At 70.1% G+C, this 18,756-nt stretch carries 15 protein-coding genes; 3 read left to right on the top strand and 12 right to left on the bottom strand.

The genetic code is table 11. From position 1 onward, the window contains the following. The first annotated feature begins 185 nt into the window (after positions 1–185). The 3 genes from ACWEK3_RS16890 (at position 186) to ACWEK3_RS16900 (ending at position 5,393) form a co-directional block, all read left to right on the top strand. Entirely contained in the window at positions 186–1,802 is a 1,617-nt protein-coding gene (locus tag ACWEK3_RS16890) for a metallophosphoesterase (protein ID WP_453249970.1), read from the top strand. Positions 1,803–2,043: 241 nt separating this feature from the next. Next, a complete protein-coding gene (locus ACWEK3_RS16895; RefSeq protein ID WP_453249971.1) occupies positions 2,044–4,713 on the top strand; it encodes a S8 family serine peptidase in 2,670 nt (889 codons plus the stop codon). Between the two features lie 326 nt (positions 4,714–5,039). Further along, positions 5,040–5,393, top strand: coding sequence for a hypothetical protein (locus tag ACWEK3_RS16900; protein ID WP_390729689.1), 354 nt, complete (start codon positions 5,040–5,042; stop codon positions 5,391–5,393). Positions 5,394–5,699: 306 nt separating this feature from the next. Here the strand turns inward: ACWEK3_RS16900 and ACWEK3_RS16905 are convergent, their stop codons facing one another. The 12 genes from ACWEK3_RS16905 to ACWEK3_RS16960 form a co-directional block, all read right to left on the bottom strand. Further along, positions 5,700–6,761, bottom strand: coding sequence for a CU044_5270 family protein (locus tag ACWEK3_RS16905; protein WP_453249972.1), 1,062 nt, complete (start codon positions 6,759–6,761; stop codon positions 5,700–5,702). After that, positions 6,758–7,408, bottom strand: a complete 651-nt coding sequence (locus ACWEK3_RS16910) for an RNA polymerase sigma factor (protein WP_450542785.1) — start codon at positions 7,406–7,408, stop codon at positions 6,758–6,760. The genes ACWEK3_RS16905 and ACWEK3_RS16910 overlap by 4 nt, the downstream gene beginning before the upstream one ends. A 265-nt stretch (positions 7,409–7,673) precedes the next feature. Then, positions 7,674–8,897: an acyl-CoA dehydrogenase family protein gene (locus ACWEK3_RS16915; RefSeq protein ID WP_450542787.1), complete on the bottom strand. Its 1,224-nt coding sequence runs from the start codon at positions 8,895–8,897 to the stop codon at positions 7,674–7,676. Positions 8,898–8,903: 6 nt separating this feature from the next. Beyond that, complete coding sequence (locus ACWEK3_RS16920; RefSeq protein ID WP_450542788.1) at positions 8,904–9,926, bottom strand: phosphotransferase family protein; 1,023 nt, start codon at positions 9,924–9,926, stop codon at positions 8,904–8,906. A gap of 186 nt (positions 9,927–10,112) precedes the next feature. Then, positions 10,113–10,730 (bottom strand): GTP-binding protein, encoded by a 618-nt coding sequence (locus tag ACWEK3_RS16925; RefSeq protein ID WP_361422247.1) that lies wholly within the window; start codon positions 10,728–10,730, stop codon positions 10,113–10,115. Beyond that, positions 10,717–11,073, bottom strand: coding sequence for a DUF742 domain-containing protein (locus tag ACWEK3_RS16930; RefSeq protein ID WP_450542790.1), 357 nt, complete (start codon positions 11,071–11,073; stop codon positions 10,717–10,719). The genes ACWEK3_RS16925 and ACWEK3_RS16930 overlap by 14 nt, the downstream gene beginning before the upstream one ends. A gap of 1 nt (position 11,074) precedes the next feature. Next, a complete protein-coding gene (locus ACWEK3_RS16935; RefSeq protein ID WP_361422241.1) occupies positions 11,075–11,503 on the bottom strand; it encodes a roadblock/LC7 domain-containing protein in 429 nt (142 codons plus the stop codon). Between the two features lie 11 nt (positions 11,504–11,514). Next, on the bottom strand, positions 11,515–14,028 hold the full coding sequence (locus tag ACWEK3_RS16940; protein WP_453249973.1) for a nitrate- and nitrite sensing domain-containing protein: 2,514 nt from the start codon (positions 14,026–14,028) through the stop codon (positions 11,515–11,517). Between the two features lie 172 nt (positions 14,029–14,200). Continuing rightward, positions 14,201–15,208, bottom strand: a complete 1,008-nt coding sequence (locus ACWEK3_RS16945) for a substrate-binding domain-containing protein (protein ID WP_453249974.1) — start codon at positions 15,206–15,208, stop codon at positions 14,201–14,203. A gap of 436 nt (positions 15,209–15,644) precedes the next feature. Further along, positions 15,645–16,898: an RNA polymerase sigma factor gene (locus tag ACWEK3_RS16950; RefSeq protein ID WP_453249975.1), complete on the bottom strand. Its 1,254-nt coding sequence runs from the start codon at positions 16,896–16,898 to the stop codon at positions 15,645–15,647. Further along, complete coding sequence (locus ACWEK3_RS16955) at positions 16,895–17,248, bottom strand: YciI family protein (protein ID WP_376541747.1); 354 nt, start codon at positions 17,246–17,248, stop codon at positions 16,895–16,897. The genes ACWEK3_RS16950 and ACWEK3_RS16955 overlap by 4 nt, the downstream gene beginning before the upstream one ends. 197 nt (positions 17,249–17,445) lie before the next feature. Beyond that, positions 17,446–18,756, bottom strand: coding sequence for an amidohydrolase family protein (locus ACWEK3_RS16960; RefSeq protein ID WP_450542796.1), 1,311 nt, complete (start codon positions 18,754–18,756; stop codon positions 17,446–17,448).

Consider the following 18,756-nt stretch of genomic DNA (forward strand, 5'->3'; position numbering starts at 1 on the left):
CAAAAGGAAGCCGCCCGAACAAGCCGCGGGCGGACATTCATGATCATTTCACCGGGATGTCAATCGGATCGCACCGTGGCCCGGCGTGATCGCCGTACCGTCTGGACCAGACCGGTTACCCATACGTTATCAAACCGTGTGGTGAAGCCGCGTCCGTAACCCCGAACCAGAGAACAGGAAAACCCGTGAGACTCACCCCTCTCGTGATCACCGCGGCCTCCGTCGCGCTTGTCTCCCCGGCCGTGGCTCACGCCGACACCCCCAGCTCCGTCACCCCGGTCGCGCCTCGCGTCAGCGTCCCAGGCGGGCGGTACGAGCACGCGGTGGAGCTGAAGTTCCAGGTCGAGCGCGGCACCACGGTCCGCTACACCCTGGACGGCACGACGCCCACCCGTGACAGCCGCGTCTACTCGCCCGACAACCCGCCGCAGATCAAGAAGGACACCAACGTCACGGCGGTCGCCTTCCAGGGCAACCGGAGCAGCGTGCCGGTGTCGTACGGCTACCTGATCAGGACTCATGAGAAGCCGCTCGCCCGCTTCGTCGTGATGTCCGATGTGCATGTCGGCGGCCACGCCGGCAACGACGCGAAGTACGAGAGCTTCTTCAACACCATCGGGTCCGTCTTCCCCGATCCGGACGCGATCCTGTTGAACGGCGACATGATCAACGACAACGGCGACGGCAAGGGCCCCGACCACAAGATCGTCTCCGAGATCTTCCAGGCCAACCTCGCCCGCAAGGGCATGACCGGCACCAAGGTGCTGATCTCCAACGGCAATCACGACGCGAGCCTCGCCGCGATACGGGACGGGTACCCCAAGGAGTGGTTCCCCGACTCGGGCGGCGGCTACTACGAGGCCGAGGTGAACGGCCTGCACGTGCTCACGGTCAACACCGAGACGTACAACTCCAACACGGCCCAGCGCACCTGGCTGAAGGAGCGCCTCGCCGCGATCACCGCCGACCCGGCGTACGCCGGCAAGCCCGTCCTGGTCCAGGGGCACCGGCCCACCACCGGTACGGTCATGGACGGACAGCAGACGGCCAACCCCCGCCTCGCGGAGGACCTGAGCGCCTTCCCGCAGGCCATCTACTTCTCCGGCCACTCGCACCTGAACATCAACGACGACCGTTCCATCCACCAGCGCGACTTCACGTCGGTCAACGACGGTTCGATGTCGTACATCGAGATGGACCACGGCTACCAGATGGTCACCGAGGACGGACTGGCGAACCGCTTCGAGTCGCCGACCGCGCAGGCGCTCTTCGTCGAGGTCTACCAGGACCGTACGGAGATCGCGCGAGTGAACATGGCCGCGGACAAGCACGACATCTACACCGGCGGCAAGTGGTCGGCGAGTTGGCAGCCGCCGTACGCCAGCGCGGGCACCCTCAGCGGCGCCACCTGGACCGTGCGTCTGAAGGGTTCGACGAACCAGGAGATCAAGGGCAACTTCCGCTACACCGACGCCGCGCGCAACACCGTGGCGCCGACGTTCACCACGCGTCAGCCGTTGTCCCGCGTGAACGACGACAAGGGCGGCACGGTCCTGCGGATCGCCCAGGCCACCGACGACCAGATGGTGCATCACTACAACGTCGACATCACCGACGCCTCGACGGGGAAGTCGGTCGTCTCGTCCAAGGTCTTCTCCGACTACTACTTCATGCCCCGCCCGAACACCCTTGACATCCCGGTGCCGGGCACGGTCGACGGCGCCCAGTATGTGGCCCGGGTCGTGGCCGTGGACGCCTACGGGAACGCCTCACCGGCCGCCTCGCTCACGTTCGACAAGTAAGCGGGGCCCGGGACTGCGGCCCCCCACGCTGAGATCCCGCCCCGTCCCACCCTGCCCCTGGCCGGGTCGCCCGTCGTGTTCGACCGCGACGCGCGACCCGGCCTCGGTGTCGTACGCCTGATGTGACGACGTGTTTACGTCAAGGCGGCATTACGCCAGGCCTAAACACTTTCCGCAGCTCATGGCCGGTGACACGGTAACGCCGTTTCAACCGATCACTCCTCAGCTCGGAAGGACTCTGATGTTCCGTTTCAGAACGGCGAGCCCGCGCACCGCCCGGCGGACAGCCGCCGCGCTGGTCGCCGCTTTGGTCGTCGGCGGCCTCTCTCTGCCGGCCGCCGCCCAAGCGGATGGCAGCGAAGCCTCGCAGTCCTCCCCCCACGACAAGCTCGGCAACCACGACCGGTCACTGATCGCGCAGTACAAGCGGCAGCACCTGGCTCGTAGCGTCCCCGCCGGAGCACGCAAGGCGGTCCCCGACTTCGTCACCCTGATGCTCGCGGTCAAGGACGGCCGTACCGAAGAGGCCAAGAAGGCCCTGACGGAGCTCGGAGCCCAGGTCACGAGGACGGACCCCGGGATCGGCTACATCAAGGCCAACGTGCCGTTCGCCGATGTCGACAAGGTCGTCGCACTCAACGACGTGCTCCGGGTGGACGTCGACGAGCTGCTGAAGCTGGAGGACACCCGGGTCGACTCCGGCAGGACCGACGTGGCCGCCCGGGCCGCCGACGCGAGGGAAGCGGGAAACCTTCCGGCGGCTCCGTCCGGGGCGACTTCCGACGACAACCCCTACATGCCGACCAACGAGACCGGCTCGGTCGACTTCAAGAAGAAGAACCCCACCTATGACGGCCGGGGCGTCACCATCGGCATCATGGACACCGGGGTCGACCCCACCCATCCCGCGCTGGCCACCACCACGACGGGTGAGCGCAAACTCGTCGACACGGTCGCCGGCACCGACCCCAACAACTTCATCGACCTGCTGTTCGACAGCACCTGGTACCTCCTCTCGTCGACGAAGGTCTCCGGACCGACCTTCACCGACCCGGGCGGCAGGGCGACCTGGACCGCACCGGCCGACAGCGACCTGCGCATCGGCGTGAAGTCCGCCACTCTTCCCGACGGCAGCAAGGTCCCCGACCTGGGTGTGCTCTACCGGCCTTCGGACGGCGCCGTCTGGGTCGACACCAACGGCAACCACGACTTCACCGACGAGGAACTGCTGCGGCCCTACAAGGAGAACCACCAGATCGCCTACCTGAGCACCAGCAGCCAGCGGGTCCCCTTCACCATCCAGGCCAAGAAGGTCGGCAGCAGCAATCTCGCGGTCAACCTCAACGTGATCAACGAGGCACACGGCACCCACGTGGCCGGCATCACCGCCGCGCGCGGCCTGCTCGGCGGCGCCATGAACGGTCAGGCCCCCGGGGCCAAGCTGGTCTCCATGCGGGCCTGCCACTCACTCGGCTGCTCCAGCGCGGCGCTCACCGACGGCATGGTCGACCTCACCACCAAGTACGGCGTCGACGTCGTCAACCTGTCCATCGGCTCCAGCCCGGCCCTGAACGACGGCCGGAGCGCCATGGCGCTGCTCTACAACCGTCTGATCGACACCACCGGTGTCCAGATCGTCATAGCCGCCGGCAACTCCGGAACCGGCACCAACACCATCGGCGACCCGGCCCTGGCCGACAAGGCGGTCGCCGTCGGGGCATCGGTCTCCAAGGCGACCTGGTGGGCCGACTACGGCTCCGAGGCCGGCTTCGACAAGGGCATCTTCCCCTTCTCCTCGCTCGGCCCGCGTGAGGACGGCGGCTTCGCGCCCGGCATCACCGCACCGGGCGCCGCGATCTCCTCCACCCCGGGCTGGCTCGTCTCCGCGCCCGTCGCCGAGACCGGGTACACCCTGCCCGACGGCTACACCATGATGCAGGGGACCTCCATGGCCGCCCCGCAGGCCACCGGCGCCGCCGCACTGCTGCTCTCCGCGGCCAAGCAGAACGGTATCGACGTCACCCCTGCCGAGCTGCGCAGGGCCGTCTACTCCACGGCCGACTACAACGACACCGTGGAGGCCATTGCCCAGGGCCGTGGCCAGTTCGACGTTCCGGCGGCCTGGAAGTACCTGACCAAGGCGGGCAAGGAGATCGCCAAGGGCGTCGCCCGCGCCGACGACGTCACCGTCTCCGCCCCGGTCTGCACCGTGCTCTCCGGCCAGTTGGCCACGCCGAACACCGGCAGCGGCCTGTTCAACAGTTGCGCCCCGGGCAGCGGCGGCCAAAAGGTCGGGGAGTCCCGCACCTACGACGTCACCCTCACCCGCACCAGCGGCCGAGACGACGCCAGGCCCTACAAGCTCGTCCTCCAGGGCAATGACGGCACGTTCACCGCACCCGAGTTCGTCGCCCTGGAGAAGAACGTCCCGACCGTCGTCCAGGTGACCGCCGCCCCTGCCACCCAGGGCACCCACAGCGCCGTGCTGACCATCGACGACCCCTCGACCCTGGCCGTCGAACAGTCCGCCTACCTGGCCGTCGAGGCCGCCGCCCCGCTGACCCCGGGCACCACCTGGTCGGCGGAGGACACGGTCTCCCGCAACGAGACCGTTCGCTACACCGTGGCCGTCCCGGCCGGCACCAAGAGCCTGACGGTCAACCTCTCCGGTCTCGCCGACGACAGTCAGACCCGCTGGTGGGCCTTCAACCCCGAGGGTGTCAGCGGCGAGTCCTCCGCGGCCGGCACCATCTACTGCTACCCCAACTACTACGACGGCTACGGCTGCAACCCGCTGACGCGCACCTACTCCTCGCCCAAGCCCGGAGTCTGGGAGTTCGTCGTCGAGGCCCGCCGCACCACTCCGGAGCTGCGCAACCCCTTCCACCTGGAGGCGTCCATCGCCCAGTGACGACCGCTCCATGACGGCGTGATGACACCGTTTCCGCCACAACGGCCGGAGCGACACCGGACCAGCCGCTGAGCGGCAACCGCGAAAGTGCCTTCCGCGCTGGGGTGATGAGGCGTCCAGAGCCTCTGTCACCGCAGTGGGAAGGCACTTTCCGTCTATGTCCCTGCAACCCGGAATAGGCAGCCATAGATGCGGCATTGCGATCGAGGTGTAACGCGACCGCGTCGGCAAGACGCAGAAGAAAAGAGAAGCGGAGCACCCCGGACTGAATTTCAATGCTCGGGGCGACCGCGCCAACACGACACCTCCCCAGATCGGAATTTCTTGTGAGCAACACAGATCCGGCTTCCGGATACCCCGCGTACCACCAGACCCCGAGTCCGGACCGCTCCGTGCGCCGCCAGGCCGCTGGTCGCCGCGCTGCGCTTACGGTCTGCACGATCGCCGACACCGCGGCTGGTCTGCTGGTCCTGTGGATCCTGTTGTTCCTGCTCGACGCGAACCAGGCGAATGTATTCGTCGAGTTCGTGCACGGAACGGCGGACTGGCTGGCCTGGTGGTCGCAGGATATCTTCACAATGGACACAGAGGGCCTACGTGTCGTCCTTAATTATGGTCTTCCCGCAGTGATGTATTTGCTGATCGGACACGGAATCGCCGCCCGGCTCAACCGGGCCTGAAAGCGCAAGGACCGACTGTGGCACCCAGCCCCACTGAACAAATCCAACTGCTGATCTACGAGGATCTGATACGGGAACGCGGTGACGTCGTCGCGGAGGCTCAACTGGCAGCCGCACACACGCAGCACCAGGCGACGGAACTGCTCGGCAGGCAGGACGCGCCACCTTCGGCCCTTCACCGGGGTGACCCGGCCGCAGCCGCGGCTTACGATCCTGAGCGGCGCGGGACACTGCCGTGAACTTGGTGCGGACCCGACTGCCGGCCGCCCCCGGCCACCGGTAGTCGGGTCTGGACAGGTCACCAGGTCAGGAGGCGCGGCCGGGTGACGCGGGTCGCTCCTTCTCCTCGTCGACGACGGCCCGTTGCAGGATCGCGGTGCGTTCCGTGACGGTGCCGGGCTTGGCGTCGTGGCCCGGGGCGACTTGCAGACCGCGGCTGCCGAGGTAGGCGAAGGTGTCCCGGTCGAAGATCCACTCGATGCGTTGGCCTGTCTGCGGGTCGAGGCGGGCCAACGCGATTCCGTCGCGGCCGGCGGCGTCCTGGGAGTGAGCCACGACCACGACGCCGGGGATCTTCGCCGCGGCGCGGTAGAGGGCGCCGGCGGTTCGCGCGGGCACCAGTTGCTCGCCGACGATGTCGCCGATGGTGGCGAAGGCCTGCTGGTCGCGGTCGCTCTCGCCGTTGGTGCGGGCGTAGATCTTCTTCAGCAGTGCCGCGGGGTCGGTGGGCAGTGACTTGGTCTCGTTGTAGGAGTCGCGGGCGACGTCGCTGTCGAGGGTGATGCCTTCCTCGGGCTGGTAGCCGGGTTCATCGAGCCAGCCCTTGCGCCCATCGGGGGAGAGCCAGACCTCGCGGGCGTGCAGGGGCTGAACCCAGGTGTGGGAGCTGTTGGTGTCCCCGTTCACGTACGTGGTCGTGTAGGACACCTTGCTCTTGACGTAGATGAACTGGTTCGGGCGAGGTGCAGGCAGGGCATCGCGGTCGGCAGCCTCGGCGATGTGCTCGACCGTGGAGGCCAGGGTGATGTCGGAGCCCGCCTGGATGTTCACGACGGGCGCCGCGACCGGCGCCGGCTCGCCGGGGCCGGCCGGTCCGCCCGCGGTGTTCAGGGCGACGACCGCCACGCCGGCCAGGGCCAGCGCGACCGGGATGCCGATCAGCACAGGCCGGCGCAGGCGCCTGCGGGCCGGGCGGGGGGCATCGGCCGGGTCGGGACCCGCGGCGCTGTGGAGTTGCTGGATGTGTGCCATGACGGCGTCCTCGAGTTGGCGGTGGCGATCGCTCGGCAGCTCCGGATCGCCGGGCGCCGGCAGCAGGCGGGCCAGCTCCACGGGGTCCGACTGTGTGAACCTCGGTGTCGGCTTCATCGGTCCGTCTCCTCTCCCGACCGGGCCGCTGTGGTGCGACTACCCTGGTGTTGTCCGCTCCCGCAGACCGGTTCCACCGGCTCGTAGGGTCTTGTCCGGCCTGTGGTCAGTTCTTCCGCGGCGAGCTTGCGCAGCCGGGTACGCGTCCGCGACAGCCGTGAGCGCACCGTGCCCACGGGAACCCCCAGGGCCTGAGCCGCCTCGGCGTAGTTCAGCCCGGACCACACGCACAGGGTGAACACTTCACGCTCGCCTCGTCTGAGGCGTGCCAGAGCACGGCCGGCCGCGGCGAGTTCCTCGGCGTCCGCCATGCGGCCCACGAGTTCGTCGACGAAATCCGGCACCGTGTCCTTGGCCGGCAGGCGGGTCAGCGCGGCCGCGTGCCGACGGGCGGCCCGCGAGGTGTTGCGCAGCACGTTGACGGCGATGCCCATCACCCACGGCCGTGGGCTCTCGCCCTCGTCCCGCAGCTTCGCGCGAAGCCGCCACGCTGCCAGGAACGTGAGCGAGACGACGTCCTCGGCCGTCGCCCAGTCCCCGGTCACACGCACCGCATGCCGGAAGACAAGCTGTGCGTGGGCGCGGAACAGCTCCCGGAACGCCTCCGGATCGCCCGCTCTGATGCGGGCGTGAAGTGAATGGTCCACGCTGACAGTTGTCCGCATCCGCCATGCCGTTCCGGTGTCCTGCATCACATCACGGACCGGTGACACAGGCGAAACCGCCTGGTGGGGTGAGAGGAGACGAGGCAGGCCGGGACCGGCCTCGCCCGCTGGACGGCCCCAGCCGTGCGCAGTCCCTCGTACTGGAGACGAGCAACTCCCGGCGCTGGTGTGAGCAGCGCCAGGAGTTGCGTTCTTCGCGTGGTTGAGAGGGTGAGGAGGAGAGGAGCCGTCGTTCCTCACCCCGCGGTCACAGGTACTTCTTCAACTCCCGCCGTGCCAGCGATCGCTGGTGGACCTCGTCCGGCCCGTCGGCGATCATCAGCGTGCGCGCGCCCGCGTACAGCTCGGCGAGCGGGAGGTCCTGACTGAAGCCGCCCGCGCCGTGCAGCTGGATCGCCCGGTCGAGGATGCCGACCACCGCGCGGGGTGTGGCGATCTTGATGGCCTGGATTTCGGTGTGTGCCCCCTTGTTGCCGACGGTGTCCATCAGCCAGGCAGTCTTCAGCACCAGCAGCCGCAGCTGCTCGACGGTGACCCGCGCGTCCGCGATCCAGTTGTGGACCACGCCCTGCTGGGCCAGCGCCTTGCCGAAGGCGGTGCGGGACACGGCCCGCCGGCACATCAGCTCGATCGCCCGCTCGGCCATGCCGATCAGCCGCATGCAGTGGTGAATGCGGCCCGGTCCGAGCCGGGCCTGGGCGATGGCGAAGCCACTTCCCTCCTCACCGATCAGGTGGGAGGCCGGCACGCGCGCGTGGTCGAAGACCACCTCGGCGTGGCCGCCGTGGGAGTGGTCCTCGTACCCGAAGACCCGCATCGCGCGCCGGACGGTGACGCCGGGCGTATCGCGCGGCACGAGCACCATGGACTGCTGGCGGCGGATGTCCGGGCCATCCGGGTCGGTCTTGCCCATCACGATGAAGATCTTGCAGTCCGGGTTCATCGCGCCGGAGATGTACCACTTGCGGCCGGTGATGACGTACTCGTCCGAACCGTCGGAGGCGCGCTCGATGCGCGTGGTGACGTTGGTGGCGTCCGAGGAGGCCACCTCCGGCTCGGTCATCGCGAACGCCGAACGGATCTCGCCCGCGAGCAGCGGCTGGAGCCACTGCTTCTTCTGCCACTCGTCACCGAACTGCGCTAGCACCTCCATGTTGCCCGTGTCGGGCGCCGCGCAGTTCAGCGCGGTGGGCGCCAGGTGCGGGGAGCGGCCGGTGATCTCGGCGAGCGGGGCGTACTGGAGGTTGGTCAGCCCGGCACCGTACTCGGCGTCCGGCAGGAAGAGGTTCCACAGGCCCTGCCTGCGCGCCTCCGCCTTCAGCTCCTCCACCACCGCCGGGGTGTCCCATGGGGAGGCCAGCGCGGCCCGCTGCTCCTCGGCCACCGCTTCGGCCGGGTACACGTACTCGTCCATGAAGGCCAGGAGCCTGGCGCGCAGCTCCTCGGTGCGCGCGTCGAACGCGAAGTCCATGTCCGGTCAGCCTTCCTGAAGAGTCGTCAGTCCATGGTCGATGAAGACGGGGACGAGGTCGCCGATGCGGTCGAAGCCCCGCCCGACCGTCTGTCCGAGCGTGTACCGGTAGTGGATGCCCTCCAGGATCACGGCGAGCTTGAACCAGGCGAACGCCGTGTACCAGGACACGGCCGAGACGTCCCGCCTTGAGCGTTCGGCGTACCGCTCGACCAGCTCCGCCGCGGACGGGTGGCCCGGAGCCTCGGCGGTGGTGGACACCGGCGAGTCGGGCATGCCCAGCGGCGTGCTGTACATCACCAGCAGGCCCAGGTCGGTCAGCGGGTCGCCGAGCGTGGACATCTCCCAGTCGAGGACCGCCGTGATCCGGTCGTCCGGGCCGAGCAGCACGTTGTCGAGGCGGTAGTCGCCGTGCACGACGGCCGGGGCGGGGGAGACGGGCAGTGCGCGCCCGAGCGCCGCGTGCAGTTCGTCGACGCCCGCCAGTTCGCGGTTGCGGGAGGCCGCCAGCTGCTTGCCCCAGCGCCGCAGCTGCCGGTCCAGGAAGCCCTCGGGGCGGCCGAAGCCCTCGAGGCCCACTTCGGCCGGATCCACCGCGTGCAGCTCGACGAGGGTGTCCACCAGCGACAGCAGCGCGTTCCGGGTGCGCTCCTCGCCCAGCGGGGCGAGCTGGTCCGCGGTGCGGTACGGGGTGCCCTCGACGAACTCCATCACGTAGAACGGCGCGCCGAGCACGTCCTCGTCCTCGCACAGCAACACCGTGCGCGGCACCGGTACCTCCGTCGGGTGCAGGGCGCTGATCACCCGGTGCTCGCGTCCCATGTCGTGCGCGGTGGCCAGGACATGGCCCAGCGGGGGGCGCCGCACGACCCACTGCGAGGCGCCGTCCGAGACCGCGTACGTGAGGTTCGACCGTCCGCCCTCGATCAGCCGACCGGTCAGAGGGCCCCGCACCAGACCTGGCCGCTCCCGGTCGAGCAGTCCGCGCAGCCGGTCGAGATCGAGTCCGGGCGGGTGGTCGGGGCTCATCATTGCTCCTGGGAGACGAGACGACATCACGTGACCGACCATCATGCCGACTGGTCGGTATGTCGTCCAGTGCCTGTATGCCAAAGTGATCCGTGTCTCGGACGCCAGTCCTTGTGGAAATCCTGAAGACCAGGCGGCGGTACCTGGTCGTGGGCGCGGTCGCCCGCCGCTCCGTCTCGCCGGACCTCAGCGGCCCCGGAGCGGTCGAGGCCGGGCCGCGTCCGCCTGCGTGGCCGAGGCGATCAACTGGTCGACCAGGGCGATCAGAACGTCACGGCACGACTCGCGGTCCCGCGCGTCGCACAGCAGTACCTGGGCGTGTTCGGGCAGCGCCAGGGACTCCCGGATCTCGTCCGGCGGGTAGGGGTGCCGTCCATGGAAGCCGTTGACGCCGACGACGAAGGGGATGCCCCGGTTCTCGAAGAAGTCGATGGCGGCGAAGCTGGTCTCCGGCCGGCGGACGTCGATCAGGACGACGGCGCCGAGCGCGCCCACGGCCAGGTCGTTCCACATGAACCAGAACCGCTGCTGACCGGGTGTGCCGAAGAGATACAGCACGAGATCCGAACTGACCGTGATTCGGCCGAAGTCCAGGGCCACGGTGGTGGCTTGCTTGTGCTCGATGCCGTCGAGGTCGTCGACGCCCAGGCCCGCGGCGGTCAGCGGTTCCTCGGTGCGCAGCGGAGCGATCTCGCTGACCGACCCGACCATGGTGGTCTTGCCGACCCCGAAGCCCCCGGCGATCAGGATCTTCGCTGTGTCGGGGGCCGGTGACGGCCGAGCGGTGGTGTCAGAGCCGGCCAAGGCCGTCCCTCACTTTCTGCAGAAGGTCCAGGTCCGGGGTGCGGGAGACCGGGGACGGCCGGTTGACGGTGATCCGTCCGGCCTCCAGCAGATCGCAGAGCATGATCACCATTACGCTCACCGGAAGATCGAGATGGGCGGCGAGCTCTGCCACGGTGATCGGCTCCGCGCACCGCTTCAGGATGCGAGCGTGTTCGGGCTGGGGCCGGACGGCCCGCTCGGGCGGCGGATCCACTGCCGTCACCATCGTGATGAGGGTGAAGTCGGCGCGGCTGGGACGGGTCCGTCCACCGGTCAGGGTGAACGGCCGAACGAGCCGGCCCGCCGCGTCGCCTCCGTTCACCTCACGCGCCGTTGCCGGACGCGTCGGCACCCGGACGCGGGGCCGCGCTCAGGTGCTCGCCGATCTTCTTCACCAGCATGTTCATCTGGTAGGCCACCACACCGACATCGGCGCCCGGGCCGGTGAGGACGACGAGATGGGCGCCCGGTCCGGCCGAGGTGAGAATCAGATAGGTGTGGGCCAGTTCGATGAGCGCCTGCCGCACCGGGCCGCCGCCGAAGTCCATGCTGACGCCCTTGCTGAGGCTCATCAGGCCGGAAGCGGTCGCCGCCAGCCGCTCGGCGTCGTCACGCGGGAATCCGGTGGACTTGCTGACGACCAGTCCGTCCTCGGAGAGCACGACGGCGTGGTTGACGTCGGCGACCCGTTCCACGAGACCGGTCAGCAGCTGGTCGAGCTGGGTGTGCGTGGCGGGGGTGGGGCGTGTCATGTGGGTGTCCTTCATGTGCGGTCGGCGGGCGAAGTCGAGGGTGGATGTCCCCCCGGCTCGAACACGGTCGAGGCCTTGGGGGTGGCGGTGCCTGCGGCGGGAACGCGCGCATCGGAGCCGTCCGGTGCGGAGCCGTCCGGTCTGGCACCGTTCGGTGCGGAGTCGGCCGGTCTGGCGCCGTCCGGTGCGGAGTCGGCCGGTGCGGCGGCCTCTTTCGGGTCGTCGGCCCGCTCCCGGGTGTCGTCGTGCCGCGCCTCGCGTGTGCCGCGCTGGAAGCCGGCCAGCGAGGAGGCGGCGCGTTCGGCGGTGAAGTCGCCGAGGGGGTCGTCCTCGACGACGGGCGCGGCCTCTCCGCGCAGCTCGGCGGCCAGACTGCTCTGCGGCACCCGGCGCGGCAGCGGGGAGAGCCCCGGCTCACGTGTCCGTTCCGCCCCGCGTCCGCTGTCGCCCGCACGGGAGGCATTCCGCCCCGCGGACGGCTTCCTCCGCCGGGCGTTGACGGCGGGGGCCGGGCTCTCGCCGGTCCGTTCCGGACGCCCCGGCCCGGGCACCCGGACGGGCTCGGACGGCTGCGGCTGCGGGGAGCCGGCGGCCTCGTGCACCACGATGTCGTGCGGGACGAGCACGATCGCGGTGGTCCCGCCGTAAGGCGAGGAGCGCAGGGTCACGGTGATGCCGTGCCGGGTGGCCAGGCGGGCGACCACGAACATGCCGAGCCGCAGGTCGTCGGCGAGCGCCACCACATCGAACTGCGGAGACACGGCCAACTGGGCGTTGAACTGGGCGTAGTCCTCCTCGGACATACCGAGGCCGCGGTCCTCCACCTCGATGACGAGGCCCTTGGCCACCATCGCCGCCCGCACTCCGACGGGGCTCGGGGCGGCGGAGTACGCGGTCGCGTTGTCGATGAGTTCGGCCATCAGATGGATCACGTCGGCCACCGCGGGCGGGGCGAGGTACACCTCCTCGTCGGTGTGCACCTCCACCCTCTGGTACTCGGCGACCTCGCCGACGGCGCCGCGCAGGATGTCGATCAGCGCGACCGGCTCGGTCCAGCTGCGCCGGGGCTGCTCCCCGCTGATGATGACGAGGTTCTCCTCGTAACGGCGCAACTGGCTTGCCATGGAGTCCAGTTCGTACAGGTCGTGGAGGACCTCCGGGTCCTGGTGCCGCCGTTCCAGCGCGTCGAGCTTGCTGAGCTGCAGGTTGATCAGGTTCTGGCTCTGCCGGGCGATCCCGAGGATCACCTTCTGGAAACCGCGCCGCGTGTCGGCGAGTTCGACCGCGGTGTGCACGGCCGTTCGCTGCGCGGCGTTGAACGCCTGGGCGACCTGGCCGAGTTCGTCGGCGCCGTAGTCCAGCGGCGGCGTCGCGGAGTCCACGTCCACCTTCTCGCCCCGCTCCAGCCGGGCCACCACATCGGGCAGCCGCTCCTCCGCCAGGCGGAGCGTGGCGATCCTCAGCCCCAGCAGCCGCCGGGACAGGGACCGGGTGATCCGCCAGGACATGCCGACGCACAGGACCAGGGCGGCCAGGCCGGCCGCGCTCAGGACGGCGGCCTTCAGCAGCAGCCCGTGCGCCCGGTCGGCACTGCGGTCGAGCAGCGCGGCCGTCTGCTGCCGGATCAGAGTCGAGTACTGGACGGACAGCTTGTCGATCGCGGCGCCCCAACGCTCGCGCGCGTCCGGCAGCGCGAACCCGCGCGCGCCGGTGGCCTTGCCCCGGGCCGCGAGCACGCGGTCCTCGACGGCCTCCAGCGTCCGCCACTCCGCCGACTGCAGGATCCGTTCGGTCTGCGTCTTCGTGCTGCCCTGAAGCGAGGGGACGATCTGGTCCTCGACGAGCCAGCGGCGGGTGTGGACCAGTTGGGCGAACCTGTCCCACGCCTTCTGGTCCATGTGCCCGGACGACCACGCCAGGGTGAGCTGTGCGTCCTCCTGGGAGACCAGCTCCGCGGCATGCTCCAGCGCCACGAGCGGACCGGCCTGGGAGGTGAGGTCGCCGTCGTCGACCTGTGAGAGCTCCTGGAAGGCATGGATCTGGTCGTCGATGATCGCGGTGTACTGGTCCAGGGCCTGCTCACCGGTGATGTCCGTCGGTTTGTCCACCTGGCCCCGGTAGTACTCCAGGCTGCCCACCGACGCGACGACCGAGTACATCCGGTTCTTGATGCGGGCGGGGGCCTGCCTGATCGAGTCGGCCTGGCCGACCAGCTCGGCCACCGCCTTGTCCGTGGTGCTGCGCTGCGCGTCCAGAGCGGCCCGGGAGCCGTGCGGGGACGCCAGCCACGCCGCCGACAGCCCGCGCTCCAGCTGGAGGGCGAGCGCCGCGTCGGTGCCCATGGCGCCGGTCGACCTGCTCAGCGCTGTCTGTGAGCGCAGCCGGAGGCCCTCGGAGAACATCTGGGTCGTGGTCACACCCCACATGGCGGCGAGCGCGACCGTGGGGACCAGGGCCAGGAGGACCAGTGAGAGCCGTATCGAACCGAGACGGCGCCGGGAACCTGTCGGTGTCCGTGGAGACATCATCGTCCTAGAGCGATCTGCGGGAAGACGGGGACGGGGGAAACGAGCGGGCGGGGTGACGGCGCGTCCGGTACGGACCGGGAAGCGCGGGGGACGCCGTCCGCGCAGGGGACCGGGCGGACGGAGACCGACCGTGTCGTCATGTCACCGGCGCCCCGTACACGGCATGTCCTCAGCGCGTGCCGCCGGCGGCCAGCTTCGCCACCGACGCGACGTTCGCCTTGGTCACGAAGGCGGGACCGGTGAGCACCGGAGCGACGCCGCCGCCGCTCACATTGCCGTTGGACTTGTAGAGCCAGAGCGCGTCCACGGCCAGGTAGCCCTGGAGATAGGGCTGCTGATCCACCGCGAACTGCACGTCTCCGTCCTGAACCGCCTTGACCAGGTCCTTGTTCAGGTCGAAGGTGGCGACGTGCGCTCTGCTGCCCGCCTTGTGGACGGACTTGACCGCGGCCAGCGCGAACTGGGCTCCGTTGGTGACCACTTCGTCGATGTCAGGGTCCAACCGCAGCCGGGCCGCGACCGATTCGGTCAGGGCGTCCATGTCGGTGCCGTCGCTGTAGAGCATGTCGGTCCTGCCGCCGAAGGCCTTCTTCACACCGGCGCAGCGTGCCTCCAGCGAGATGTTGCCCCGCTCGTGGATGACGCACAGGGCGTGCTTGGCCCCCAGGCCGTCCAGCTTGTCCCCGACGGCCCGGCCCGCGACGCTCTCGTCCTGGCCGAAGTACTGCAGCACACCGCTGGAACGCCAGGATCCGATACCTGAGTTGAGCCCGACCACGGGTATGCCCGCCGCCTTGGCCTCCGCGATCGGTCCCTTCATCGCATCCGGCTTGGCCAGCGTCAGCGCGATGCCGTCGGCCCCTTCCCGGATCGCGTCCCGCACCAACTTCGCCTGCCCGGCGGCATCGGCGTCGCTCGCGTAGGTCAGCTCGACGCCGTCCTTGGCCGCGGCCACCTCGGCGCCCTTGCGGACCAGTTGCCAGAAGGCGTCTCCCTCGGCCCCATGGGTGACCATGGCGACCTTGAGCCCGGACCCACCGGATGCCCGCGTGCCCGACCCGGACTGCGAGTCGCCGGAGCCGGAGCAGCCGGCCATGAACAGGCAGACGGCGACGGCGGCCGTCAGTGCGGTGCCGGGGGCGGATCTGCGGTACTTGTGCGGGGGAGGAGTCTTCATGAGGGTGCGGCACCTCACTGTGCAGCCGAGCATGGAGCAAACGGGGGGAGGACTTGGGCGGAGGGCCTACGGACGTACGACCGGGCGGGTGGCTCTCGTTGAGCCGGAGCCAACCGCGTGTGACGCCCGGTAGTCAAGTGACCGGCGACCTGTCGTGGCTTGTTGCTGCCGCATTGTGATCATCTGCCTTTTACGGCGTCGCGGTTGAGGTCCGGTACGCCCCGCGCGCTGGTCGCCTGCGTGTGAGCGGCCAACCGGCGAGGCGAGCGCGCTGAGGGCGAGGATGACGGCGGAGGAATCGGAGTTCGTCGGGGCCCAGTTGACCTTGCCGGTCCTTTCGCCGCGCGTCTATAGTCCGGCACTTACCCGGCGCAGACGCCGGTTCTGCCACTCGACGCCACCGTGGGTGTGGCGCGCCCGTGTCGGCTTCGGCCCGTCACCGGTCGGTGAGTTCCGCGAGTCTGCGGGCGAGCCTGGCTCGCTCCGGTACGTTGCCGACGAGGTCGAGGGCGGCCCGGTAGGCAGCCGCCGCCTCAGTGGTGCGGCCCAGCCTTCTCAGCAGGTCGGCCCGCGCCGCGGGAAGCAGGTGGTAGCCGCGCAGTTCCTCCGCCTCGGCAAGGGCGTCCAGCAGGGCAAGCCCCGCCTCGGGGCCGTCGCGCATGGCGACCGCCACGGCCCGGTTCAGTGCGACCAGCGGGAATGGCTCGATCTGAAGCAGTACGTCGTAGAGCGCAACGATCTGCGGCCAGTCGGTCGACTCGAAGCCGGTCGCCTCGTCGTGCAGTGCCGCGATCGCCGCTTGCACCGCGTACGGTCCGACGCCGGGACCGGTCAGGGCCGGTACGACGAGCCGCCGCCCCTCGGCGATGAGACCGGCGTCCCACAGAGCGCGGTCCTGGTCTTCGAGCAGTACCTGGCCTCCCGCAGCGTCGGTCCTGGCCGCGCGCCGGGCGTCGGTGAGGAGGAGCAGCGCGAGCAGCCCCGTCACCTCTCGTTCCCCGGGGAGCAGCCGGTGCAGGATGCGGGCGAGCCGGATGGCTTCGTCGGCCAGATCAGGGCGGACGAGGTCGTTGCCGGAGCTGGCGGCGTACCCCTCGGTGAAGACGAGGTAGACGACCCGGAGCACGCTGGGCAGCCGCGCGGGCAGCTCGTCCGGCCCCGGGACGCGGAACGGGATGCGCGCACTGCGGATCTTGCGTTTCGCGCGCACGATGCGCTGGGCCATCGTCGCGGTGGGCACCAGGAATGCCCGGGCGACCTCGGGTGTGGTCAGGCCGGCGAGAAAGCGCAGCGTCAGCGCGGTCTGTGCCTCCGGGGAGAGCGCGGGATGGCAGCAGGTGAAGAACAGTTGCAGCCGCTCGTCGGGGATGTCGTCGAAGCCGGGCTCGGCGGGGACCGCGGCGGCGGCCCGGTCGCTCTCCACCTGGAGCACCGCCAGCCGCTCCGCGTACGCGCGGTCACGCCGGATCCGGTCGATGGCCTTGCGGCGTGCCGTGGTGAGCAACCAGGCCAGTGGCTTGTCCGGCACTCCGTCGACCGGCCACCGCTCCAGCGCGGCCTCGATCGCGTCGGAGGCGGTCTCCTCGGCAAGGTCGAGATCTCCGAACCGAGCCGCGAGCAGGGCGAGCAGCCGGCTCCGGTCCTCGCGGAACACCGCCTCCACGGAGCGGGCCGCTCGCCACTCGTTCACGACTGATCCGGCTCCCAGACCGTGCGGACCTCGACGGTGCCGTACCGGGCCCCGGGGCACCGAGCCGCCCAGTCGAGCGCCGCGTCCAGGTCGGGAACATCGATCAGGTAATAGCCGCCGACGATCTCCCGGGTCTCGGCGAACGGCCCGTCGGTCACGACGCGCTCACCATTCACGCGGACGCGTACGGTGGTCGCGTTCGAGACGTCCAGGGCGTTGCCGTCCAGCTTGACGCCGGCATCGGAGACGGCCTTGTCGAACGCCATGAACTCTTCCACGGTCGGTCCCTCGGCCGGTCGCTCCTCGGTGGAGTCGGGCGACAGGGTGTTGATCAGCAGCAGGTACTTCACGGTCCGCTCCTCGTGCCTGGGGGTTGGTTGCGCGGATATGACGAATGGCCGCGGGGAGAATCGACAGGACGACCGGAGAAATCTTGGCAGAGCGCCCCAGGCCGTGCCTCGTGACCGGGGGTGCTCTTCGGCCACCGTGGCCGAAGAGCACCCCCGGTTGCACCGAGACCAGCGCGCACCGCTTGCGCAGGCGGCCGTCAGGTGCCGACGACGACGCCGTTGCTGATCACCGCGCTCGGCGTCCTCAGAGCTGTGAGATCCTCCAGCGGATCGCCGGCGAGCAACACCGCGTCGCCACGGAAGCCCTGCGCCAGCCGCCCGGCGCTGCCGCTCAGTCCGGTCAGCCGCGCCGCCGCCGTCGTGGCGGTGCGGATGGCGTCCAGGGCCGGCAGGCCGGCCTGGTGCATCAGCACCACCTCGCCGCCGATCGGATCGATCTGCCCCCCGGCGGAGTCGGTGCCCGCTGCCAGCGGGACGCCCATGTCGTGTGCCCTGCGCACGGCTTGCTGCAGTACGGGGAGGAACTCGCGCCCCCGCGTGGCGAGTACGGGGTCGTCGGATTCGGCCAGGCCGGCGATGGCGGTCAGGGTGGGCGTGAAGTACGTCCCGCGGCGCCGCATTTCGTGCAGCGTGTCCTCGGCGACGAAGACACCGTGCTCCAGACTGCTGATGCCCGCCAGGACGGCGTCGCGGCAGCCTTGTTCGCTGTAGCTGTGGCAGAGGACGCCGGCTCCGCGGCGCCGCGCCGCCGCCACCACCGTGGCGAGTTGCTCACGGTTGTACACCTGGCGCAGCGGGTCCTGGTCCGGCAGGCCCGCACGGTCGTTGACCCGGGTCTTGATGACGTCCGCGCCCCGGTTCAGGTTCACGTCGACCACGCGGCGCAGTGCCTCGGACGAGCGGACGCCGTCCTTGAGGCGGGCCAGCGGGGCGAGGTCGGGGTCGGCCAGGATCGTGTCACCGAGGTCGGGGGTGACGAAGATGCCGGCGGCCCGCATCCGCGGTGCCCGGTCCGGGGCCCACCGGGCCAGTTCGCGTACGGCGATGTCCTGGTAGAAGGTGGTGGACCCGCTGCGCACGCTGGTCGCCCCCTGGCGCAGGGCCGTTCCGGCCTCCTTGAGGGAGTTGATGTGGATGTGGGCGTCGACCAGGCCGGGGAGCACCCATCGGCCGTGGGCGTCGACCACGCTCACGCCCGCTCGCAGCGCCGCGCGGGCACGCCGGGTGGCGTCCCGGCTGCCCGCGGCCCGCACGGTGCCGTCCACGATGACGACCACGGAGTCGGTGGTCACGTCCCCGGTGAGCGGGTCGAGGAGGGTGCCGCCGTCGATGACGAGAGTGCCGCCGGACGGTGCCGGGCCGGTGCCGGGTGCCTCCCGTTCCGGCGTACGGGTGGCCGCCTCGGCCGTGCCGGCGAGCAGGGATCCGCCGGCCAGTGCCATCGCGGTGGCGAGGACGCCGCGCCGGGCGACGTGTGAGGGCGGCGGCTGATGGTGGTCCAGACACAT

The organism is Streptomyces sp. NPDC004721 (genome assembly GCF_053601495.1).